General features: G+C 38.3%; 20 protein-coding genes. 2 read left to right on the plus strand and 18 right to left on the minus strand.

What is annotated here, in order from left to right; all coding sequences use genetic code 11:
• Positions 1-121 precede the first annotated feature (121 nt).
• Genes Q7O55_RS03940 through Q7O55_RS03965 form a run of 6 tightly spaced genes read right to left on the minus strand, consistent with a single transcriptional unit; the run spans position 122 to position 6,302 of the window.
• The gene (locus Q7O55_RS03940) at positions 122-1,723 is read right to left on the minus strand and encodes a peptide ABC transporter substrate-binding protein (RefSeq protein ID WP_303928551.1); all 1,602 of its coding nucleotides are present in this window, start codon (positions 1,721-1,723) and stop codon (positions 122-124) included.
• On the minus strand, positions 1,720-2,538 hold the full coding sequence (locus Q7O55_RS03945; protein WP_303928567.1) for a serine hydrolase: 819 nt from the start codon (positions 2,536-2,538) through the stop codon (positions 1,720-1,722). Before Q7O55_RS03945 ends, Q7O55_RS03940 begins: the two co-directional genes overlap by 4 nt.
• 12 nt (positions 2,539-2,550) lie before the next feature.
• Entirely contained in the window at positions 2,551-3,498 is a 948-nt protein-coding gene (locus Q7O55_RS03950; protein WP_024060953.1) for an ABC transporter ATP-binding protein, read from the minus strand.
• Entirely contained in the window at positions 3,498-4,478 is a 981-nt protein-coding gene (locus Q7O55_RS03955; protein WP_058948494.1) for an ABC transporter ATP-binding protein, read from the minus strand. The genes Q7O55_RS03950 and Q7O55_RS03955 overlap by 1 nt, the downstream gene beginning before the upstream one ends.
• On the minus strand, positions 4,478-5,377 hold the full coding sequence (locus Q7O55_RS03960) for an ABC transporter permease (RefSeq protein ID WP_303928581.1): 900 nt from the start codon (positions 5,375-5,377) through the stop codon (positions 4,478-4,480). Before Q7O55_RS03960 ends, Q7O55_RS03955 begins: the two co-directional genes overlap by 1 nt.
• Positions 5,370-6,302, minus strand: a complete 933-nt coding sequence (locus tag Q7O55_RS03965) for an ABC transporter permease (RefSeq protein WP_024061140.1) — start codon at positions 6,300-6,302, stop codon at positions 5,370-5,372. Before Q7O55_RS03965 ends, Q7O55_RS03960 begins: the two co-directional genes overlap by 8 nt.
• A 135-nt stretch (positions 6,303-6,437) precedes the next feature.
• On the opposite strand from Q7O55_RS03965, the gene Q7O55_RS03970 reads away from it, so the two are divergent.
• Positions 6,438-7,271 carry a pyridoxamine kinase gene (locus tag Q7O55_RS03970; protein WP_303928585.1) on the plus strand — a complete coding sequence of 278 codons (834 nt, stop codon included), beginning with the start codon at positions 6,438-6,440 and terminating at the stop codon, positions 7,269-7,271.
• A 21-nt stretch (positions 7,272-7,292) separates the two neighbouring features.
• A complete protein-coding gene (locus Q7O55_RS03975) occupies positions 7,293-7,877 on the plus strand; it encodes a DUF805 domain-containing protein (RefSeq protein ID WP_303928588.1) in 585 nt (194 codons plus the stop codon).
• A gap of 128 nt (positions 7,878-8,005) precedes the next feature.
• Here the strand turns inward: Q7O55_RS03975 and Q7O55_RS03980 are convergent, their stop codons facing one another.
• The 12 genes from Q7O55_RS03980 to nikA form a co-directional block, all read right to left on the minus strand.
• Complete coding sequence (locus Q7O55_RS03980; protein WP_303928591.1) at positions 8,006-9,175, minus strand: hypothetical protein; 1,170 nt, start codon at positions 9,173-9,175, stop codon at positions 8,006-8,008.
• A gap of 272 nt (positions 9,176-9,447) precedes the next feature.
• Positions 9,448-13,035 (minus strand): thiol reductant ABC exporter subunit CydD, encoded by a 3,588-nt coding sequence (cydD, locus tag Q7O55_RS03985; protein WP_303928592.1) that lies wholly within the window; start codon positions 13,033-13,035, stop codon positions 9,448-9,450.
• Positions 13,036-13,232: 197 nt separating this feature from the next.
• Positions 13,233-14,252: a cytochrome d ubiquinol oxidase subunit II gene (gene cydB / locus Q7O55_RS03990; RefSeq protein WP_058948491.1), complete on the minus strand. Its 1,020-nt coding sequence runs from the start codon at positions 14,250-14,252 to the stop codon at positions 13,233-13,235.
• Positions 14,243-15,631 carry a cytochrome ubiquinol oxidase subunit I gene (locus Q7O55_RS03995; protein WP_303928596.1) on the minus strand — a complete coding sequence of 463 codons (1,389 nt, stop codon included), beginning with the start codon at positions 15,629-15,631 and terminating at the stop codon, positions 14,243-14,245. The genes cydB and Q7O55_RS03995 overlap by 10 nt, the downstream gene beginning before the upstream one ends.
• Before the next feature lie 85 nt (positions 15,632-15,716).
• The gene (locus Q7O55_RS04000) at positions 15,717-16,148 is read right to left on the minus strand and encodes an Rrf2 family transcriptional regulator (protein ID WP_278470395.1); all 432 of its coding nucleotides are present in this window, start codon (positions 16,146-16,148) and stop codon (positions 15,717-15,719) included.
• A gap of 219 nt (positions 16,149-16,367) precedes the next feature.
• Positions 16,368-16,862, minus strand: a complete 495-nt coding sequence (locus Q7O55_RS04005) for a molybdenum cofactor biosynthesis protein B (protein WP_303928604.1) — start codon at positions 16,860-16,862, stop codon at positions 16,368-16,370.
• A gap of 8 nt (positions 16,863-16,870) precedes the next feature.
• Positions 16,871-17,731, minus strand: coding sequence for a polysaccharide deacetylase family protein (locus Q7O55_RS04010; RefSeq protein ID WP_369691708.1), 861 nt, complete (start codon positions 17,729-17,731; stop codon positions 16,871-16,873).
• Between the two features lie 160 nt (positions 17,732-17,891).
• Positions 17,892-18,671, minus strand: a complete 780-nt coding sequence (locus tag Q7O55_RS04015) for an ABC transporter ATP-binding protein (RefSeq protein WP_303928608.1) — start codon at positions 18,669-18,671, stop codon at positions 17,892-17,894.
• The gene (locus Q7O55_RS04020) at positions 18,668-19,495 is read right to left on the minus strand and encodes an ABC transporter ATP-binding protein (RefSeq protein WP_303928610.1); all 828 of its coding nucleotides are present in this window, start codon (positions 19,493-19,495) and stop codon (positions 18,668-18,670) included. The genes Q7O55_RS04015 and Q7O55_RS04020 overlap by 4 nt, the downstream gene beginning before the upstream one ends.
• Positions 19,492-20,316 (minus strand): nickel/cobalt ABC transporter permease, encoded by an 825-nt coding sequence (opp1C, locus tag Q7O55_RS04025; RefSeq protein ID WP_303928613.1) that lies wholly within the window; start codon positions 20,314-20,316, stop codon positions 19,492-19,494. The genes Q7O55_RS04020 and opp1C overlap by 4 nt, the downstream gene beginning before the upstream one ends.
• A gap of 3 nt (positions 20,317-20,319) precedes the next feature.
• Positions 20,320-21,255: a nickel/cobalt ABC transporter permease gene (opp1B, locus tag Q7O55_RS04030; RefSeq protein ID WP_303928615.1), complete on the minus strand. Its 936-nt coding sequence runs from the start codon at positions 21,253-21,255 to the stop codon at positions 20,320-20,322.
• 133 nt (positions 21,256-21,388) lie between these two features.
• Positions 21,389-22,969, minus strand: a complete 1,581-nt coding sequence (nikA, locus tag Q7O55_RS04035; RefSeq protein ID WP_303928618.1) for a nickel ABC transporter substrate-binding protein — start codon at positions 22,967-22,969, stop codon at positions 21,389-21,391.
• Positions 22,970-23,414 lie beyond the last annotated feature (445 nt).

Consider the following 23,414-nt stretch of genomic DNA (forward strand, 5'->3'; position numbering starts at 1 on the left):
CATAATGTAAAGTTTATGGCGTAATTTAAAATTTATATACTTATTTGTAGAAACAAATCTATAAAACATATTCATAAAATACAACAAAAGACGTACATCAGGTGTACGTCTTAAGTGTATCTTATTTGTATGCTTTTTTAAAGTCAACAAGGCCCAATGTGGTCCAGAAATAATTTTGAATTGTTCCGTTTGTTACATATGGTTGTGTTGTAAAGTACAACGGCATAACAAGAGATTCATCAAAGATCATTTTTTCTGCTTCATGCATCAACGCATCACGAGCAGCCCCATTTGGAGTTGTACGAATGCGAGCAATCAACTCATTATACTCCTCACTATGGTACTGTCCATCATTATCTTCAGCAGAGAATACCTCTAAGAAGTTTTGTGGATCGCTATAATCAGCAATCCAAGAAGCGCGCGCAACTTGGTACTTACCAGCTTCACGGTCTGCTAAGAATACCTTTGTCTCTTGATTTTGTAAGCGTACATCCGCACCAAATGCATTTATCCAAGCATCTTGAATCGCTTCTGCAATAGCTTTATGTAATTCACTTGTATTATACAAAATCGTAATTTGTGGCAATGGACGATTCTTACCATAGCCAGCCTCTTTAAGGATTTCCTTGGCTTGCTCTACATCTTCGTATACGAGATAACTACCAGCTTCACGGAAGTCTTCACGGCCATTGCTTTCAAGCATGCCATATGGTACGAATGCATAAGCCGCCTCTTTACCGCCTCTAACAATATTATTAACAATGTTAGCACGATTGATAACCATAGAAAATGCTTTACGCACATCTGGATCTGTGAAAGGTTCTGCTTTCACATTAAATACGTAATAGTAGTTACCAAGCATAGGGCCAATATGTAATAGGCCGGCTTCTTCTAAACGTTTTTGATCCGCTACAGGAGGCTCAACAGTCATATCAGCTTCGCCACCTTCAACTAAGGTGAGACGCGTACTTTGAGACTCACTAATAGGCCAATTCATTTTCTCTGTTTTCACAGATTCTGCGTCCCAATAATTTGGATTCTTGATGAAATCCATTTCCCCATTATGCTTCCAAGAAAGCAATCGGTATGGACCATTGGATACTATAGTTTCCGCATTAGTTGCCCAATTTTCATGAGCCTCTACTGCTTTTTTGCTCACTGGATAATAGCTATGAGACGCTAATAGTTTCAAGAAATAAGCTGTTGGATTTTCTAAGGTAACTACCAATGTATCCTCATCAGTAGCCTTAACACCAACCTCTTCAGCCGTGGCTTTGCCAGTATTAAAGGCTTCGCCATTTTTCAATACATATAGCATGTATGCATTGTCCGCATGGACTTCAGGGTCTAATACGCGTTTCCAAGCGTATTCAAAGTCATAAGCCGTCAAAGGCTCTCCATTAGACCATTTCAAATTAGGTCGTAAGTGGAAGGTATACTCACGGCCATCATCGGAGATTTCCCAATTTTTAGCAAGTGCTGCTTCTGGTTCACTTTCATCATTCAAACGAACTAGACCATCGAATAATTGAAGTTGAACCGTAGCCTCCGGAGAGGTAGTAGACTTTGCGGGATCCAATGTGGATGGTTCCTGCTCAATAACATAGCGGATTGTGTGTTCATCGATTGGTTGAACACCACGAGGGTACCCAAATACAAATAAGAGTACGCTCACCCCTAGAGCGAGGACCATGAGTTTTAACAAGTTTCGTTTATCCATCATGGCAATGCTTCCTCTACAAATTCTTTCATAATGCGCCCAACTTGAGCGCCTAACTCTTTACCTCGGTCATTATCGATATCGCTCATTAAAAGAATAAAGCAAAAATGACCTCTAAATGTTTCTATTACACCCCCATCATGCTCTACGCGATCAAGGGATCCTGTTTTATGGTGAAAGCGTATGCCTTCTCCCCAGTAAAATGGTAAGATATCACGGAATTGTTGGCGACCTAAAATATTCCACATTTCTCGGCCATAAGCATCTCTATCACGATATTCAAAAATATGTTTATACAGACGAGCTAGTGACATGGCTGTAATATAATTATCACGCCCTTCAACCAAGGCGTTAAGGTCCATCATCATGCGATTAAGCTCCATCTCATCCAGACCAAGCTTTTCCGCTCGAGCATTGATATTTTCCATTCCAAGCACTGTGATGAGTAGATTTGTCGCAATATTATCACTAAGAACCATCATGAGACGGCACAACTCAAGATAGGTAAAACTATGTTTACCTACTAACTCTTGTAGTGCACCGCCACCTTCAACGCGTGGAGTTCTAGATAAAGGAACGGTATCATTAATGTCCAATTGCTCAGTACGAGCTAAATGAAAGACATATTCCATGATAAGTACCTTAATTAAACTCGCACTAGAATGTACAGTATTTTCACCTCTAGCTGCGATGAGTGTTGGTTCCTCTTCATCATCGAATTGTAGCACCGCATAAGATATATTCCCTGCTGGTGCCAATTCTTTAATGACTGTATCTAGTTGATGTTCCAAGGACTTGCCAACAATTAGTTTTTCCATACTATTCTCCCATTATATGTGCCAGCATGCGATGCGGCGATCTGCCCAATCTCGAAGTGGCGGACGTTCTGTAAAACAACGACCTTCCGCTTCTGGACATCGACCACTAAACAGACACCCTTTTGGTGGGTCTAGTGGATTTGGTGGATCCCCTTTAAGAGGTGCCCCAATTGGTGCATGTGGCATAACTGGACCATTTAAGGCCGTCAATGCACGGGTATACGGATGCTGAGGGAATTCATATAAATCCAATGCAGGACCTTCTTCCATGACGGCACCTAAATACATAACAACCATGCGATGACTAATGTAGCGCACCATATTTAAATCATGAGAAATAAAGAGGTACGAAATACCATGTTGTTCTTGTAACCGTTCTAGTAATGTCATAATTTGCACTTGGATAGATACATCTAACGCAGAAATCGGCTCATCACAAATGATACATTGAGGCTCCATAATAAGAGCCCGTGCAATGCCGATACGTTGACGTTGCCCACCAGATAGTTCATGAGCATAACGCTCACCAAATGACATATTTAAGCCAACTTGGTCAAGCACCTCTTTTACACGAATCACGCGATCTCGGGGTGTATACTTTGGATTCAATTCTAAAGGCTCCTCTAAAATTGCATTAACCGTAAGCCGCGGATTAAGGGATGCATATGGATTTTGAAATACCATTTGCATCACCGGGTGAACAGACTCTCTATCCACATAAGGGTTGATATGTCGACCATTCATATAAATAGAACCAGATGTAGCTTGATATAAACCCATCAAAGTGTAACCAAATGTAGATTTACCACATCCAGATTCCCCTACGATACCTAAGGTTTCCCCTGGTGATTGATATAGACTCACGCCTTGTACGGCGTGTACCGTTTGTTTTGGCTTAAATAAGCCGCCTGACAGGGTGAACTCTTTAACGAGATTGTCAGTCTCCCATACGTAACTCATTAAAGTCCCTCCAATTTAGCTAACCAACATGTAAACTGGTGACTTTCACCAACATTTGTAACCATCGGAACCCGACTACCGCAGATTCGCATAGCCCATTTACAACGAGGATTAAATGCGCATCCACGAGGTAAATCAAATAGATCAGGAGGTTGACCTTCAACGGCCTTCAATTCACCGTGCCATTTACCTTGAGGCAATGCAAGCAACAGCCCCAATGTATATGGGTGACGAGGCTCGCTAAAAATACCATCTACTGTAGCAGACTCAACACATTTACCTGCGTACATAACCATAACCCGATCACAAATTTGAGCAATAACACGTAGGTTATGAGAGATAAAGATGATACCAATTCCAGCCTCTACGGCTAACGTTTGCATAAGGCGCAAAATTTGTGCCTCTGTAGTAATATCAAGAGCTGTTGTGGGCTCATCACAAATCAAAATCTTAGGACGACCAGCCACCGCCATAGCAATACATACACGTTGACGCATACCGCCACTCAACTCATGAGGATATTGAGATAACCGGCGTTCCGGTGTAGACAGCCCCATCTTCTTCAATAAATCGATGGCAATGGCCCTTTCATCATAATCTTCACCATACGCATTTGTACGATGGATAACCTCATACATTTGCTCTCCAATGGTCATGATAGGATTCAAGGAGGTCATAGGATCTTGGAACACCATGGCAACCGTCGTACCACGAAGTTCATTCCAATCATCTTCAGTAAATCCTAAACAATCATGACCATCAATCATGAATGTATCCGCTTTAATTTTTGTTTTACCATATGGCAATAAGCCCATTAAAGAGTTAACTAAAACGGATTTACCACACCCAGATTCCCCGACTATACCTAAAATCTCACCAGGGTATAAAGAAATATCTTGATTGCGAATAACTCGCAACGGACCTTGGAAGGTATTGATGGTAATGGATACATTACGTACATCAACAATAGCATTATTCATTATCTATCTCCTTCCTTAGGGTCTAATACATTACGTAAACCGTCGCCAAAAAATGCGAAACCAAGCATGGTAATACTAATAGCAACAGCTGGGAAAATCAATTGGAACGGATAAGAGCGCATGCTACTAATACCTTCAGAAGCTAATACACCCCAGCTCGCCATAGGTGCATTTACACCTAAGCCGATAAAACTAAGGAATGCTTCTGTAAAAATTGCCTCTGGAATGGCCAATGTTAAAGTAATAATGATAGGCCCTACACAGTTTGGCAAAATATGACGCAATAAAATGCGATGCTTCGGAATACCCATGGCTTCTGCAGCGATGATGTATTCTTCGTTTTTAACTTTCAAAATTTGGCTACGTACAATACGGGCCATATTAAGCCAATACGCAATACCTAATGCTACGAAAATAGATGTAAGACCAGGTCCAAGTACAACCATCAACAAGATAACGTATAGTAAAAGTGGAATGCCGTACAAAACATCTACAATGCCCATCATGATGCGGTCTACTTTACCACCCATATAACCTGCAATACCGCCATAGGCAACGCCGATTACAAGGTTGATGAAAGCTGCCACAAAACCAATGGTTAAGGAAATACGCGCACCATACATAACACGCGTATAAATATCACGGCCCAATGTGTCCGTACCAAACCAATGACTAAAGCTTGGACTTTGGTTCGCATCGATTAAAGATTGATCCGCATATGTATAAGGTGAAATAAGTGGCCCTAAGATAGCGAGTACAATCATCACCAAGATGATGCTCACCCCGACTACGGCCAAACGATTTACCTTAAATCGCTCCCATTTACTAGGACGCTTTATAAAACTAGTAATCTCTTCTTGAGGGGCCCGTTCAATAGGTAAAAAGTCTTCCTTATTCATCTGTCCCCTCCTCTGTTGTAACTCGTGGATCGATTAATGGATAAATCATATCCACCAAAATATTAAGAAATACCACAAGAGCACTATAGAAAATTGTAATACCAAGAATAACTGTATAATCACGGTTATAAATTGATGTTACAAAATACTGACCTAACCCAGGAATCGCAAAAATCGTTTCAACGATAAAGCTACCTGTTAACAAGCTAGCTGCCAATGGGCCTAAGTATGTAATAACTGGCAAAATCGCATTACCTAGTGCATGACGAGTCAAAATGGTCCAAGAACCTAGACCTTTTGCACGAGCTGTGCGAATGTATTCTTGTTGATACACATCAAGTAAACCACTGCGCGTTAAACGAGCAATAAAGGCCATCGGTTGCGCTGCCAATGTCAACACGGGCAACACCATATAAGATGGGCCACGCCATAAAGCCACAGGGAACCAGCCCAGTTCAAAGCCTACAATGTATACAAGGACAGCACCAATAATAAATGTAGGCACAGATATACCGATTGTAGATAATACAGTCACCGCATAATCCACAATACTATTAGGTCTCATGGCGCTGATAGCACCAGCTGTAATACCACCAACTACAGCTACCATTAAAGATAATAAACCGAGCTGCGCGGAAATTGGAAATGCATCGCTAATAATATCGTTTACACTACGGCCTTCATACTTAAATGATGGGCCTAAGTCACCTGTAATGACGCCACCTAAATAATCTCCATACTGTTTCCACACGGGATCATCAAGATGATATTTAGCCTCAATGCTCGCTTTCACCTGAGGCGGTAATTTTTTTTCTGTTGTAAAAGGCCCTCCCGGTATTGCATGCATTAGTGCAAATGTTACGGTAATGATGACCCATAAGATTATGATTGCGCCACCTAGACGTCGAAATACATACCTCGTCATTGTCACTTTCCTCCATAAAAAGTCTATTCGTTTTATTATACTACATTATGAAGCTAATTTCATGATTAACATCATTACATTTACAGAAAGCCTTACATAACGTACAATAAAATATATATTTATTTGGAGGTATCTATGACAACAGTACCTAGAGTTTTAACAATTCAAGACATGAGCTCCATCGGACGTTGTGCCCTTACCGTTATGATTCCTATCATCAGTGCTATGCGCTGCCAGGCGGTTCCTTTAGCAACAGCGGTACTAAGCAATCACTTAGAGTATCCACACTATGAATTCGTAGATTTATCTGCTCATATGAGAGACTTTATGAACTGTTGGGATAAAAACGAAATTGACTTTCACGCTATCGTAAGTGGTTTCTTGGCATCGCCAGAACAAATTCACCTCGTCGAAGAAGCTATCAATCGATTTGCCTCTAATGACCAGATGGTTATCGTCGATCCCGCAATGGCCGACGATGGTCGCCTCTATTCCATTTATACTCCTGATATGGTTGTAGCTATGCGCCAACTCGTATCTAAGGCTCACATCGTAAAACCAAACTATACTGAGGCTTGCTTCTTATTAGATATTCCATTCTCGACAGACCCTATTAATGAGGATGAATTGCGCAAACGGTGCAAACAGTTACATCACATGGGGCCTGAAATGGTTATCATGACCAGTGTTCCATCGGAAACGCATGCGGTCATTGCCGTCTATAATGGTCCTACAGACCTTTTAAAAACATACTTTATTCCTCTAGTACCTGTAAAAGCTACAGGCACAGGAGATATTTTTACTGCTGTATTATCAGGTGCAGTAATGAGAGGATATTCACCTTATGATGCGGCAGAACTGGCAATGAATTTTACTACCAAAGCGATTCAAGCTACGTTAGATACAGTAAAATCAATGAAACATGGTGTTGCATTTGAGCTCATCTTGCCAGAATTAACTCAACTATAAGCTAAAAATAAAGGGGAACTTATGGATTTACTTTATGTAGTATTACGAACATTGCTCATATGTACCATTGGTTTGCTCATTGCATTCCAAGGACGTCGCATGGGCCTATCGATTTTTAACCTGACGGGACGGTTAAATAGACTACAATTTATCATATGCTTCATCGCTTTGATGATTTTATTCCACATCGTTCACTATATCGATGAAATACTCTTAGACTTTGTCGTATCCTTACCGGCATATTGGTTGACTAGAGCCATTGTCTGGCTCTTATTAGCAACCCTTTTCCCATTATCTTGCGTCTTATTTGGCCGTCGTATTCACGACATAGGCTTCAATGCATGGGCAGGAATTCTTTGGTCAGTAATTATGATTTTCATTAATACTTACTCGGCTGTCTCTCCATTCAATTACATGCTAGAGCTTTTTATATGGCTCATCGGCTTCCTATTCTGGGTATTACCAGGACAACCTGAGCCTAACCAATACGGTAATCCTCCATTTATGCCTGTAAATCAGCCAACATATGAATCCGTACAAACTCCTGTATCAAGCAAAAAACAAGAAAACCGCAAACCAGCTCGAAAACGTCGTAAAAAACGATAACCAAAATTAATAACTTGTAATCAAAAAAACGTATCTCTCATTGATATGTACCCATTTTATTGGATATCCAGTAAAGGGGGGACATATCACATAGAGATACGTTTTTATATTTTATATTTCTTGCAACATTAATTCATTAGTAACATCAACTCAATCAATGTACACCCGATATAGGCAATAATAAACTTAACCTTTTGTTTACGCGCTCTATCATCATCTGCAATTTTAAGACGATTTGCAAGGAATCGTTTATCTCGAATTTGCAACAAGAGGTGTTTAATTCGCTCCTGGCTTTCATTTGCTGTATCCTCATCACAATCAGATGTCAATGTAGCTTGTTGCATGAAGATACGACGATGTAGTTTACGCATTTGGATTTTGATATTGTTATGTACAAACGCACTTTGCCACTGTTTACGAGAATCAAAATACATATATAGATATCTCGGAATATTCATAACTAAGAAGGAAATGATAAAAATCCCTAAGGAAATCAAAAAGTACGTAGAAAATGAGAATTCCAGTGTTTCCGTCGGCAAGTAATGATGCAAGATAACAAATGTAATCCATACACCAATCGGCAACAAAAGAACAGCCGCAATATCAATCGATCGAAGCCAGCTAGTGCGAGTTGGTACATCCGGTACTGTAAAAGTATCTACAGAATCATGGAACGCATAGTAATCTAACTGCAACACAGATTGACTGGTACGCGGGTTTCCCAACAAAACAGGTCCATTGCTACCAATATGGCGCTCAGGCATAGGTATGAATTTCTTCACTTGCGTATTAGGCAATAAGTCAAACTGAATAATCCCTTTCTTCTCAAAGCGTACAGTAGATCCTTTTTCTCCCAATGCAATAGGGTTAAAGAATATACCAAAGAGACTGAGACACCAGTTCCCCAACAAGTGTAAAACGGAGTTCAAAATAAACCCACCTGTATCTATATTATTTGTATCAAGTCGAATTGCAAAAGATGATGAATAATCATCAAACCATAAATCCTCTAAGGTGAATTCCACATTAATCACATTCCCCCATTTTGTAATAATGGATAGGAATATTTGATTGTTTGGTTCAAATTCAAATGTTATAGCATAAAAGAACCAATGATTGCGAAGAGCGGCACGCAACATACGATTAACCATATCTTCTTCAATATATAGTAAACGATGGTCAAACAAATCTTGTTCTAAAGGCGCTTTCTCTAATACAGGTGCCTTATCCACCACCGCATCACGATCAGATAATGCTTCATCCACCAAAGCTCGTAATTTGGTGAAGATTTTAGTCATAACCCCTCCAAGGGTGAAAAAATAGGTTTTAATATAAAAATTATACCATATGTTGCATGATTTATCGATAAAAGTATACTACATATACTATTAAATATAAATATAACTAAAGCCCCTTTTTACATAGCAAAAGGGGCTTTAGTACTGTAGTTTAATATTGTTCCTATTATAATTTAATATTCATAATAGGTCTTAAATTGCAACATGAAATTAAAATATTGTCCAATCTACAATCAAGCATTTATAATAGATACTTTTATTGATATTTAGTTTTATTGAATACTTGCCATAGATAAATAACAGTATTCATAGAAACGACCTCGAAGAGCTATCAATTCTTCATACGTTCCATCTTCAACAATTTGACCTCTATCCATAAATATAATTCGATCCATTTGTTCTAAACCTTCCAATTGATGCGTAATATATAGACAAGTCTTACCATCCACATAATGCATCAAATCACGATGCAAGGCTTTTCGTGTTACTTGATCTAAACCCTCTAAAGGTTCATCTAATAAAATAATTTTAGGATTGCGTAAGAACAATCTAGCTAATGCAATTCTTTGACGCTCGCCACCACTCAAACCTTGTCCTCCACTACCTACAATCGTATTCATCCCCTCTGGTAATTTTTCGACTACGGAACGCAATGATGCGCGATTAATGGCTTGCTCTAAGTCTTCTTTAGACGCCTCAGGTCTAGCAAGACGTATATTGTCTTTAAAGGATGCATTAAAAATATACGTATCTTGAGTTATAGTTCCCAATGCATTACGCCAAGTATCAATTGAAATATCTTTCAACTCCACTGCACCTATACGAATGGAACCACCATAATCATATAGTCGCTCAAGCATATTAAACAATGTCGTCTTGCCAGATCCACTAGCACCAACGATAGCAATAGATTGTCCTTGTTGAATATGTAGTCTGAGATTCTCATAAATATGGCGATATTCATCATAACCAAAGGATACATCTGTAAAAATAATATCATCATTAGGATTAAATGATTTTGGTGATATAGGATCTACAATAGATATAGGTTCATTACTGAGAGCCATGAGACGACTTATAGCAACTTTACTTTCTGCACCATGATGAACTGCCGCGATCATAGGTTGTAACGCTTCAAACCAAGCCTGCGTACCAATGGCAGCCACCGCTACCATAACACTGGCCCAAGCACCTGTTAACGCATTAGAGGCCATAATAGCTACAATAACTACAGTTAACTGAACACCGCCTATGAATAGTGTATTACCCATATTCATGCCACGCTCAATAGTACCTTTTCGAGCATCTACATTACGCATCATATGCTGAATACGCTTATATACCATTTCTTCATTGCCATAACTAATCACATCTTCCAGGCTATCCATAGTATCACTTAAAAGCGCTTTATAATCACCTTGTTGCGGCCCAATCGCACGTAAAGATTGTTTATTATGTGCATAAACGACCAAAGGTAGTATTACACCTAATATGAAGGCCGACAAAAGAATTGGCGTAATCAAGCTATTGTCGATCGTAGAGGCTCCATATGCAATCAATACAGTCAAGGCAACAGCTGCTACAGGTGGAATCAAAGTGCGCAAGTAGAAGAATTGTAATACCTCTATATCCCCCATGATGCGTCCCAACATATCACCCGCCCCAAACCTTTTGAGTATAGCAGGTGCCAATGGTTCCAAATGAGCATAAAACCACAAGCGCAGGCCATAAAGACCTTGAAAGGCCATGCGATGAGATGTATAGCGCTCAAAATAACGACATACAGCGCGACTAACACCAAAGAATCGAACCCCTACAATAGCAAGACTCAAATAAGTGAGCCCTGGTTGCAATGCGGCAGATGCCAACAGCCAAGAAGATACCGCTAAAAGCCCTACATTCATAAATACAGTTAAGAATGTAAATAGCAAGGCCAATATTAATGACCACTTGGCTGGACTCAATACGGAGAACAATAATTTCCACCCTTGTAAGCCCATATTAGAGGCTTTTTCACCACTTTGGAAAATCGCAAAACTTTCAACGGCTTTAACAATACCATCAGTACTATTAATAGATGTCTCCAAACCTAATGTAGTCTCTAAATTAGATGCTTTTTTAATATGCAATGGGGCTTCTAGAGCTGCTGAAAATTGACCTAAGCCAGATGTAACAAGTTCTTTAAAATAACCATCTTCTTGAAGTAGGTCATGATAAGAACCTTCTTGAATAATTAATCCATTTTTCAAGACATATAGTTTAGATGCCCAGTGCATAGTTTGTAAACGATGCCCAATAATAATAACAATATTATTTTCTATCAAACGTTGTATAGCTGTACTTATAATGGATTCTGTTTTTACATCTAGATGTGCTGTCACTTCATCAAGAATCAACACCTGCCCCTTTCGGAGGAATGCACGAGCTAAAGCAATACGCTGTCGTTCACCGCCACTAAGACCTAAACCACCTTCTCCAATAACCGCATCAAGCCCATCTTGTTCTCGATTAATAACATCTAATAGTTGAACCTCTTTGCAAGCATCGAGAATATCTGCATCACTTACATCCATACCAAAGGATAAGACCTCTCGTAAGGTCCCTTTCATAATATGTGGATGTTGAGACACATAGGTAACTTGCTGACGCCACCAGTCGATATCTAAATCACATATATCAATGCCATTGATAGTAACTGTTCCTTTCGGAGCCTGTAAAAACCCACCAACGATATGGGCAATAGTAGATTTGCCAGCTCCACTTTCACCAACGAGCATAATAGGTACATTACGCTCAGCCTCTAGTGTGATATGGTGTACCCCATTCTCACTATTTTCATAGGTAAAAGTTAAATCTTTAATTGCGATCTCTTGTATAGATTTCTCGAGTTTAGAATCACCACCTACTGGTAAGGACTGCGGACGATTCATAAATTCTTCGTATTTCAGAATAGATGTTTTACCTGCCATCCCCGTATGGAAAGCAGCCCCCAACTGTCTAAATGGGGTATAGAACTCCGGCGCTAACAACAAAATAAAGAAGGCTGAAAAGAATGTAATTTCACCATCTAATAAGGTTAGGCCTAAATATACCGCAATCAGAGCTGTACTTATAGTACTCACTAATTCAAGTACTAATGCAGATAAAAAGGCTACGCGCAACACTCGTAAAGTAGAATATTTAAACTCTTGAGATAATCGACCAATAACCTTAATTTGATCTTTTGCACGACCTAAGAGTTTTAGCGTAGTAACCCCTTGCAATACGTCTAAAAAATGCCCCGATAGGAAGCTCATACGCTCCCATTGTTCCTTATTTAATCGATCAGCTTGCTTCCCAATCAAGATCATAAAAAATGGAATTAAAGGCACCGTAACAATTAAAATAATACCAATTATTGGTAATGTATCTATAATGGCGATTCCCATAATAAGTGGAATCATAATAGCGTATAAAATCTGCGGAATGTAACGAGCCACATATGCATCAACTTGCTCTAAACCATCGGTAAGCATATGGATGACATCGCCATGACGTTCCTTATGTTGTACACCAAGCTTAAACATATGGGCCAAAGAGCGTTCTCTAAAGGATGCTTTTACAGCACTCCCCAAGTGATTTGCCACTGCCTCTTGAACGTAATGTGCCACCAATCTCATAACAATAGCTATAAATAAATAAATGATGGTGTTCATTTCATCAGCTAGTGTATGTTCCAAAAATATAAGGTTATTTATTAAGGTCCCAAAGAACCAAGCTTGCCCAACAATTGACAGACTTTCTATTAAACAGGTTAAACCGAGTAATCCAAGCCGTCCTTTATGTTCTAGCAGCGCTTTAAATGCGGTACGCTGTATCATACTACCCTCTATGGTAAATCAACTTAAATATATAAAATCAAACAAATTTAAATTCCTTTAAATAGGCCTAAAAGAATCCAAGTGAATCTAAATTTATCAATATTATAATCATCTTATCACAAAAAAGAGGCGTGCCGCTACGGCACGCCTCACATTAAGATTTAATTTTTACTCACAAGAGTTATAAGGCTATTCTATTAATAGTGTAAATCTTTTTCTGTTACACGATGACGGAATGTCCAATATACCCAAGATTGATAAACCAAAATGATTGGCACAAATACGAATGCTACACAAGTCATCAAAGTCAACGTGTAAGTAGAGTTAGCTGCATTAGTAATAGTCAAGCTCCACTCAGGATTCAAAGAAGAAACCATAATGCGAGGGAACAAACCTGCAAAGTATGCAGCTGTTACAGAAATAACAGATAAACAGCTGAATAGGAACCCCCATTTTGTATTCCGAGTGCGTGCTGCGCCCCAAGAAATGAGGAAGAACACGATAGTTAATGCAAAGCAAACTACAGCTAATACAGAATTAAACAAATCTGTATATACGTAAGTTGCACCTACCAATGCTAATGCACCGATAGCTGTAGGAACACCTACTACCAAAGAAGCAGCACGAGCGCGTTCAGAAATAGCGCCAGCTGTTTTAATAGAAGTAAATAAGCCACCATGGTATGTAAATACCAAAATGAACGCAATACCACAAAGTACTGTGTAAGGACTTAATAAATCAAAAAATGTACCAACATATGTCATACTTGCATCAATTGGAGTACCTTGAATCAAGTTACCTACTGTAACACCCCACAATAGTGCAGGAATCAAGGAGCCAAAGAAGATGCAGTAGTCGAATGTTTTACGCCATAACAAATTAGGGCTCTTAGAACGAAATTCAAAGGATACGCCACGAATAATAAGAGCTGCAAGCATCAAGAATAGAGCCAAGTAGAATCCACTAAATAATGTAGCATACACATGAGGGAAGGATGCGAATAATGCACCACCAGCAGTAATCATCCAAACTTCATTACCATCCCACACAGGACCTAAGGCATTGATCATTTGTCGACGTTCAACGTCAGTTTTACCAATGAATGGTAACAAAATACCAGTACCATAGTCAAAACCTTCTAATAAGAAGAAGCCAGCGAATAGTACAGTAATTAAGATAAACCATACCACTTCAAGGTTATTAAAAATTAATTCCATAATCTCGCCTCCTCTTTTTCAACTACATCATGAGATGGGTTGCCATCCGGACCTTTTTTAATGTGTTCTACAGCAAGGTAGATAGCCGCGATAGCAGCCACGATATACACAAGTGTAAAGCCGATGATTGTAGTCATAATTTCTGGAGCCGTTACGGATTTAGACGCACCATCTGCAGTCAATTGCAAACCATATACAAGCCATGGTTGACGACCTGCTTCCGCTACAAACCAACCAGTGGAGTGAGCGATAAATGGCAATGGCAACATCCAGAACATAATTTTTAAGAATGTGCGGTTTTCAACAAGTTTATCTTTTGCATTTAGGATAAGACCTACAAAGGCAACAAGTAACATAAGAGAACCGGATGCTACCATGACACGGAATGTCCAGAAGATTGCTGAAACATCTGGAATATAGTTGCCAGGGCCATATTGAGCCTCCGCTTTTGCTTGAAGGTCTTTGATACCTTCTACCTTACCAGACGTAAAGGAGTTTTGAGTCAAGAAGGATAAACCACCAGGAATTTCAAGAGTATTTGTATTTTTTTGTGCCTTAGTATCAATGTTAGCTATTAAAGAGAATGGTGCTGGATCTTGTGTTTCCCACAACGCTTCCATAGCAGCCATTTTCATAGGTTGTACTTTTGTGATGTACTGACCTTGGTGATGACCAGCTAATGCACCTAAAGTACCGAATACTAGAGCGATAACCATGCCCCATTTAGCAGAGCGACGGTAGAACTCTGTCGCATTATCGCGTAATAAGTGCCATGCACTGACTGCCATAATAATTACGCCAGCTGTTAATAAACCATTCAATACAATATGGAAAAATTGTCCAGGTACATAGCCATTTTGAACAATGATCAGGAAATTTTCCATCTCTGCACGGCCATTGCGTAATACAAAACCTACAGGATGTTGCATAAAAGAGTTTGCTACAAGAATCCAGAACGCAGATAGATTTGTACCTAATGCTACAAATGTAGCTACAAGGGCGTGAACACATTTATGTAAGCGATCCCAACCGAAAATCCAAACGCCCATGAATGTAGATTCCAAGAAAAATGCCATTAATGCTTCAAGGGCCAATGGAGCGCCGAAAATGTCACCCATAAAACGAGAATATTCTGCCCAGTTCATACCGAAATGGAATTCCTGAACAATACCAGTCACCACCCCCATAGCAAAGTTAATTAGGAACAATTTGCCCCAGAACTTAGCCATTTTTTTGTATACTTCTTTACCAGTCGACACGTAGGTCCACTCTAAAGCAGCAACAATCACTGTCATACCTAGTGTGAACGGCACAAATAACCAGTGATAGATAGATGTTAGCGCGAATTGCAATCGGGCTAAATCTACAGCTTCAAACATGTGTTTTCCTCCTTAGAATAAAATACTAACATCACTTGACGAGCTTTTACAAAAAACCTTGCATCATTGCGACTATAAAAAAAGCTCAAGCCTCAGCGATAATCAACTGTTCTCGCTGGGCAAGGTTCTTAAAATTAACCGCTTCCAACTGATTGACCAATTGATGCTGAATCACGCCCATTGCTTCATTTATAGCGCAATGCCCCTTACAAGACTTAGAGCAAGAACCTACATCATATAAACAACGTTGTAAATACGCATCTCCTTCTACTGCTCTAATTACATCAAGCAACGAAATCTCTTGAGGGCTTCGATTCAAGGCAAACCCGCCATCTACACCGCGGAAAGATTTCATAATTCCTGCTGCAATGAGACTACGCATAATCTTGAGCAAAAAGCGTTCTGGAATCAACTCTTGCTCAGCCAATACAGCACCAGTTATCTTCGAGCCCGAAGGTAGTAGCGCCATATGCAAGACCATGCGAAATGCATAATCCGTGGCCTGATTTAACTTCATAAAGTCTCCTTTCTCGTGCACTCGGACAAACGTATTACTAAATCTAGTATAAATGAAATAAAACAATACTGCAATGGTATTGTTTTAAACAAGATAAATTAATTCACTTACTTCTCATGCTCATATTCTTTGGATCAATTACCTACTTTTATATCCATCAAATATTGATTGTAATCATATATAAAAAGACTGTTCTCAAAAGAACAGTCTCCATATATATTATTTTGTAATTTCTCGCACCAAATGACCCATTTCAGGAATGATGAGTTTGCTCATCGCTAAGGTGACGGCCCCAATAGAGCCAGGAATAGAGAACATCAAAGTGTTATTCTTAACACCAGCTTCTGCACGAGATGCCATTGCTTTCGTTCCAATATCCTCCGTATAGGATAAATATCTAAAGATTTCACCAAAACCTGGGATATTCTTTTCATATAAGCTATTTACGGCCTCTATAGTAACATCTCTCATAGCAATACCAGTTCCCCCAGTGGATATAATGACATCGATAGACTCATCATTACACCATAGAATCATGGCATTCCTTATAGCATCACAATCATCAATTACAATTTTGCGATCTGCCACAATATGATTTGCTGTTTCCAAGAATTCTTGAACCTTGTTGCCTCCTTTATCTGTTTCTAATGTACGAGTATCAGATACAGTTAACACTGCAACACGTAATGGTCTTGATACAACTTCGTAAGACATAATTCCTCCTAAAATAAAGGCACGATAGACGCCAATATCGGCCATCCATTATCACGTAATGTATCACGTAATGCCCATGTATACTTAATAAGCGGTGCACAATGTAGCCGCAGCCAGAAAGATAAATACGGTGTATCTCCTTGGAATACAGCTAGTCGATTTAAAGCATATAAATTATCTCCTAGTTTCACTGTCCCTGGTTGGACTGTGAAAGCCATTTTATACCCAGACTGTTTAGTAACATATTGAACAAGCATATCATTAAAACCACCAGGATATGCCAAATAATTGATAGGTTCTCCTAAGATACCTTCCATAGATGTTTTACCGCCGAGAATGGCATCAGGCAATTCAGTAGGATCCATATGAGTTAGTATTTTATGATGATTTGTATGCCCTTGGATATCAAATCCTGCCGTCTCCATTTGATGCATTTGTGCAGTGTTTACAAAACCAGGCGTATTGGTAGCGTCGCTAATCATGAACAGGGTAGCTTTCATATTATATTCTTTTAATATAGGCAATGCATGTTCATAATTATCTACATAACCATCGTCAAATGTTATTACAATAGGCTTCTCTGGTAATTCCGTACCATTTTGTAAATACTCATACAATTGATCTAACGTAATCGTATGATACCCATGATTATGGAGGTATTCCATCTGCTCCTCAAACTGGTCCACATGCAATGTTAAAGCGGAGTGTTTCTCATCATTTATTTGATGGTAATTAAGTACTGGTACACCATATAGCTCGTAATCTGAAGACAGTCCCCACATAACCCCAATAGAAGCCGCTAAAATTGCAATACATATTGCCATACAATATAACAACTTTTTAATACAACTCTTGCCATATTTATACATATAAAATAATCACTCCCATCCACTTACATACATAACGAGAATATCACATATAAGTGATTATTATCAAGAAAAAACCTCATAAGATTAACATGGTAAACTATGAAATATCTTATGAGGATTTTATAAATTTATGGATGGATTAAATTATATAGACCATGACTTAGTCATGTTTAATATCTAAAATTGAATGAAGTAGTTTTTGCGCATATTCACTTTTAGCTTCACTAATTTTAGTTACGGGTAAAATCTCCTCTACTACACCTTTATACAAGAATAACACTCGATCACAAAGATATGTAACAGATGGCAAATCATGAGTAATAAAGACATAGGTAAAGCCATACATAGCTTTAATTTCCTTTAATAGGTCCATAATTTGTACTTGTGTATGTGCATCTAGAGAACTAATAGCCTCGTCAAAAAGAATAATTTGAGGCTTTACCGCAATCGCTCTTGCAATGCAAATACGTTGGAGCTGACCACCAGATAATTGGTGCGGATAGCGATATAAAAAATCCTCATTCAGCCCAACTAACTCTAATAGCTTTATACACTCCGCATTTACATCGATATGCTCACCAGTGCGGCGTTTTAAGACGAGGAAAGACTCATTTATAATATCTCGTACTGTAAAACGCATATTAACAGAGGTCGTATAATCTTGAAATACTACGGCTAAAGTTCCTGGCGCTAAGGACTCCTTACTATTGTATAAATCTAGGCTATCGATTTCCATGGAACCTTTAAAAGGCTTCAATAAAGAGCACATAACGCGACCCAATGTACTTTTGCCACTGCCAGATTCACCGAGAATACCTAGGCACTCCCCTTTTTCAACAGTAAAGCTCACATCATGAAGAATCTGTTGATACTCTTTTCTAAAGATGAAATTACCTTGTTCTTTAGGGAAGTGAACGCATACATTATTCGCTTTAATCATAACGTACCTCCCTGCGCCAGAACAGAATTATAATGGTCTGCTACGGCCAATTTCTTTTCAATCAATAGTTTTGTATACGGATCTTTTGGATTCTTCAATATTTCACTGAAAGAGCCTCGATCCACCAGTTTCCCCTTATTCAGCACAATTACTTCGTCCGCTATATGAGAGATAACACTTACATCATGAGTAATAAAGAGCATCCCTACATTACTTTCAGCCTTAATACGTTGGAACTCTTTAATGATTTCATATTGTGTAATGCTATCGATAGCTGTGGTTGGCTCGTCACAGATAAGCAAGCGAGGATTCATGCTCATTGCGATGCCAATCATAACACGTTGTAACATACCACCAGATAATTGGTGAGGGAACTTTTGCAGAACCCCTTCTGGATCATGAATCCGCATTTTTTCTAAAATCTTGATAGCCTCTACCTTATATTGGTCACGAGGAAAAATCCCATGAGCATCAAAAGTTTCATAGATTTGACTTCCAATTTTATACAAAGGGTCAAAACAAGTCATAGGATTTTGCAAAATCATTCCAATAGCAGAACCACGTAATGTACGAAGATCTCCATCCCCCATTTGTAATAAATCGTTTCCTTCAAATGTAGTGCTACCAGAAATTTTGAAGTCTCGATTTAAAAGACCTAAGAGGGCCTTTGTAGTCATACTTTTACCAGAACCAGACTCACCTAAAATACCTAGGCATTTGCCGGCTTTCACAGAGAAGGATACATCCTCTAGAATTTGTTTGCTCACCTTCGGCTGTTTAAAGATGATATGAAGGTTCTTAACGTCTAATATTATATTGCTCACGACTGAACCTCCTTCGGATCTAATGCATCTCGAATCGCATCGCCTAACAAGTTAAAAGCAGATACAAGTACCACGATAGACACACCTGGTGCAATCATTTGCATTGGATTTACCGTTAATACATTTTTGGCCTCATTCAACATAGCGCCCCACTCGGGTAATGGCGCTTGAATACCAAGGCCTAAGAAGGATAATGTGGAGATATTAATAATAGTCCAACCTACATCAAGGCTAGCCAATACGGCCATTTCAGAAGCAATACTAGGCAACAAGTGACGACCTAAAATGTAGGACTCCTTGCTCCCAATACAACGAGAATACAAAATAAAATTACGGTCTCTATATTTCATCACATTGGTACGAATCATACGAGCATACCAAGCCCATTTGATGATAACATTGGCAATGATAATATTTTGAACATCTACGCCGAGCAATGCAATAACTGCAAAGATCATAATTTGGCTTGGGAAGGATAACATCATGTCAACAACACGCATGATGACTTCGTCTACGATACCTCTAAAGTAGCCAGATAATAAACCCATAATTGCCCCTAAACTGATTGTAGCTAGCATGGTCAATAAGGACAAGAACAAGGTTGGACGAATACCGTAAATCAATCGAGATAAAATATCGCGCCCTAAATGATCAGTTCCTAATGGATGATCTAAGGAGTACGGCGCAAATTTAATTAAAATATCATTTGCATAAGGGTCATGAGGAGCAATCCAAGGAGCGAATATCCCCATTAAGGCAACTACACCTACAAAGGACATAAGGCCTACGACCATTTTGCTACGCAACAATAACGCAATCATAGGTTACTCCTCTCTCAATCGTGGATCCACAATGTGCTGGATAATATCAAATAACAAATTAAATACAACGAATAAGAAACCAATAAACAATACATAAGTTTGAATGATTGGATAGTCCCGGTTAAAGATAGAGCTAATGCATAACTGTCCTAGCCCTGGCCAAGCGAACACATTTTCTACAACAATTGTACCTGCAATCAGCTGAGGAATACTCATACCAATAGCAACGATACATGTGTGTAATGAGTTTTTCAAAATATGTTTTGTTAAAATGATATGCTGCTTCACGCCACGTACAGTTGCATATGTTACAAAATCTTCCTTCATCGTTTCCAACATATTATTGCGTATTAAACGAATATACGTAGAGATATATGTGAGACTCACTGTGAAAGCTGGTAAAATCAAATGCTTCCACGTTGCACTACCACTAGTTGGTAATAAATCGAGCTTGATACTAACAACCCAAATTAAAAGTAACCCTATCCAGTATGCTGGCATAGATGTCGTAATAAATACGAAGCCACGCATAATACGATCAAACCAACCATCCTTATATACGGCACAAAAGAAACCAATTGGTAAGCTTAAACCAATAACAAATACGAGAGATGTTAAAGATAAAATTAATGTTGCCGGTAAGGAACGCTCAAACTCACTTAATACAGTTCGTGTTGGATTAACGTAACTAACTCCAAAGTCCAATTGTAAACAGCTAAGTAACCAATTCCAGTAACGAACTAAAAACGGTTCATCGAGACCGAGTTCAGACCGAACTTGGGCTACTATTTCTGGTGTAATAACTGGAGTCTGACGAACTCGTAAAGCTACCTCCGCTGGATCAGAAGGTATCAAATTGATAAAAACAAAGCATACAAAAGAAATTGCTAACATCAAAGGAATAGCAGTTAATGTACGCCGTATGATATAGCCAATCATATAAACTCCTTTACATGTGAATTAGGCTATTGTAGAAAACTACAATAGCCTAATAACCTATAACTGAATCTATGTAAGGAAACTTATTATATTACTACCAAATAACGTTTCCTTAATAATTCTACGGGTAAGATTATTTACTTAAAGACATATCTTTGAATGGTACTTCATATTGTGTTGGCATGAAGTGTACACCTTGAACACGGCTATTATAAATAGCTTTGTTAGTTTCATATGTCAATGGAATGTAAACAGCATCTTCATGGAGACGAGTCAATACGAATTTATACAAGTCTTTACGTTTTGTTTCATCCGTAGAAGTTAAGATTTCTGTAATAGCCGCATCGATTTCTGCTTTATCAGATAAACCTTGTTGGGCTGCAAAGTCACCATATACAGGACGGCGCATAGCAGATAAGGAGGATTGAGGATCGTAAGGAGTACCCCAAGAGATATTGAATACTAAGTCAAAATTACCAGCTTTCATATTATCGCGGTAAGATTGTTCTTCTTCACCTTTAATATTCAACTTAATACCAATTTTCTTATATTCTGCTTGTAAGAACTCAGCAATATTTTTTTCTGTAACACTGTCTGCATTGTATAATAAGGAAAATTCTAATGGCTTACCATCTTTCGTGTATATACCATCAGCACCAAGTACATAGCCAGCAGTGCTCAATGTAGATTTAGCTTTTTCTTCGCTGAACTCATATGCTTTCAATCCAACGTCAGCATATGGAACAGATGTAGCAAATAATGTATCTGCAGCAGGCTCTAAACCGTAGAAAATACCTTCAGAGATTTTTTTCTTATCTGTTGCATATTGTAAGGCATAACGAACCGCTTTATCGTTCAAACCAGGTTTAGTTGTATTAATAACAATTTGGCGAGTAGATGTCGGTTTAGAAAGATCGGTTTTAAAGCCCTTCATATCTTTAAACTTACGGATAGCATCAGCATCTACCATGTTTTTACCAAAGATTAAATCAATTTCACCTTTTTCAAGTGCTAAGATACGAGTTTGGTTATCAGGGATAACTTTTACTACAATTTTCTTAACTTTTGGTTTCTCACCCCAGTAGTTTTCGTTTACTTCAAATACTGCGTATTTATCAGTTACCACTTCTGTTAATTTGTATGGACCAGAACCAACATAAGAAGTTACGCCATCTTTAGTAGTACCATTCTTCATTGATTTAGGAGAAATCATAGCAAACGGACGAGTTACGCCTAACTCAGTCAACAATGGGTAATACGGTTTAGATAAGTGAATAACAAATGTATTTGCATCTGTTGCTTCATAGCCAGTGATTAAATCAAGAGATTCTAACCATGTATGACGAGATTTATTGTCCATAATAGCATCGAAGTTTGCCTTAATAGCATTTGCATCAAGTACTTCCCCATCGGAGAATTTCATATCTTTACGAATATGGAATGTATATGTTAAACCATCTTCACTAATATCCCATTTCTCAGCAAGACCTGGACCATAACCAGTATCAGTAATTTGCACTAATGTATCGTACAACAATTCTTGTGCGTACATTTCACCTGCGTATAAGTGAGGATTCAAGTCACGAATATCACGGAAATTAACAAATGTAAGTTGATCAGAGTTTTGCACCTCTGTTGTAGAATTACCACACCCTAATACAGCAAATAAGCCCATAGTTAATGCGGCTACGCCTATAAGACGCTTAACTTTCATTTCTGTCTCCTTTCAAGCTGAAAATGATATATATATACATAGTAAGGTTTGCTCTAAGCTTATATTATATTGATATTGAAAGTCAAATTCGTTAAAATCATAGGTGTTGCGTTTATATTATTTATTCATAATTATAAATTTATATCATATGATTCATTTATCATATGTGAGTTTATTCATATAATCGTATAATATACTACAAAAATATTTTGTAATAATATTAATCTATATAATCATTTTGAATTAGTATTTCACTGAACTTTATAGTTCTATAGAAATATTAATTCTTAATACTTTTTATAAGTTTTAAAAGATTAGATTTAGTTTTCACTAATTTGTATGCAATTCATGAAAATTCATTTCATAAAATTTATAAATGAAAATATTTGTTTAATTGTAGAATGAAATTGAACAACTAAAAAATCCATAGTGAACCTTGTGTTAT

Source organism: Veillonella parvula, assembly GCF_945949885.1.
Classification (GTDB): domain Bacteria; phylum Bacillota; class Negativicutes; order Veillonellales; family Veillonellaceae; genus Veillonella; species Veillonella parvula_B.

Excerpts from the sequence above, each read along its gene's own strand:
- Q7O55_RS03970 (WP_303928585.1), top strand. The coding sequence starts at position 6,438 with ATGACAACAGTACCTAGAGTTTTAACAATTCAAGACATGAGCTCCATC.
- Q7O55_RS03965 (WP_024061140.1), bottom strand. The coding sequence starts at position 6,302 with ATGACGAGGTATGTATTTCGACGTCTAGGTGGCGCAATCATAATCTTA.
- cydB (WP_058948491.1), bottom strand. The coding sequence starts at position 14,252 with ATGGAATTAATTTTTAATAACCTTGAAGTGGTATGGTTTATCTTAATT.
- Q7O55_RS03960 (WP_303928581.1), bottom strand. The coding sequence starts at position 5,377 with ATGAATAAGGAAGACTTTTTACCTATTGAACGGGCCCCTCAAGAAGAG.
- Q7O55_RS04010 (WP_369691708.1), bottom strand. The coding sequence starts at position 17,731 with ATGTATAAATATGGCAAGAGTTGTATTAAAAAGTTGTTATATTGTATG.
- Q7O55_RS04000 (WP_278470395.1), bottom strand. The coding sequence starts at position 16,148 with ATGAAGTTAAATCAGGCCACGGATTATGCATTTCGCATGGTCTTGCAT.
- opp1C (WP_303928613.1), bottom strand. The coding sequence starts at position 20,316 with ATGATTGCGTTATTGTTGCGTAGCAAAATGGTCGTAGGCCTTATGTCC.
- Q7O55_RS04015 (WP_303928608.1), bottom strand. The coding sequence starts at position 18,671 with ATGATTAAAGCGAATAATGTATGCGTTCACTTCCCTAAAGAACAAGGT.
- opp1B (WP_303928615.1), bottom strand. The coding sequence starts at position 21,255 with ATGATTGGCTATATCATACGGCGTACATTAACTGCTATTCCTTTGATG.
- Q7O55_RS03955 (WP_058948494.1), bottom strand. The coding sequence starts at position 4,478 with ATGAATAATGCTATTGTTGATGTACGTAATGTATCCATTACCATCAAT.
- Q7O55_RS03940 (WP_303928551.1), bottom strand. The coding sequence starts at position 1,723 with ATGATGGATAAACGAAACTTGTTAAAACTCATGGTCCTCGCTCTAGGG.
- Q7O55_RS04005 (WP_303928604.1), bottom strand. The coding sequence starts at position 16,862 with ATGTCTTACGAAGTTGTATCAAGACCATTACGTGTTGCAGTGTTAACT.
- Q7O55_RS03950 (WP_024060953.1), bottom strand. The coding sequence starts at position 3,498 with ATGAGTTACGTATGGGAGACTGACAATCTCGTTAAAGAGTTCACCCTG.
- Q7O55_RS03975 (WP_303928588.1), top strand. The coding sequence starts at position 7,293 with ATGGATTTACTTTATGTAGTATTACGAACATTGCTCATATGTACCATT.
- Q7O55_RS03945 (WP_303928567.1), bottom strand. The coding sequence starts at position 2,538 with ATGGAAAAACTAATTGTTGGCAAGTCCTTGGAACATCAACTAGATACA.
- Q7O55_RS03995 (WP_303928596.1), bottom strand. The coding sequence starts at position 15,631 with ATGTTTGAAGCTGTAGATTTAGCCCGATTGCAATTCGCGCTAACATCT.
- nikA (WP_303928618.1), bottom strand. The coding sequence starts at position 22,969 with ATGAAAGTTAAGCGTCTTATAGGCGTAGCCGCATTAACTATGGGCTTA.
- Q7O55_RS03980 (WP_303928591.1), bottom strand. The coding sequence starts at position 9,175 with ATGACTAAAATCTTCACCAAATTACGAGCTTTGGTGGATGAAGCATTA.
- cydD (WP_303928592.1), bottom strand. The coding sequence starts at position 13,035 with ATGATACAGCGTACCGCATTTAAAGCGCTGCTAGAACATAAAGGACGG.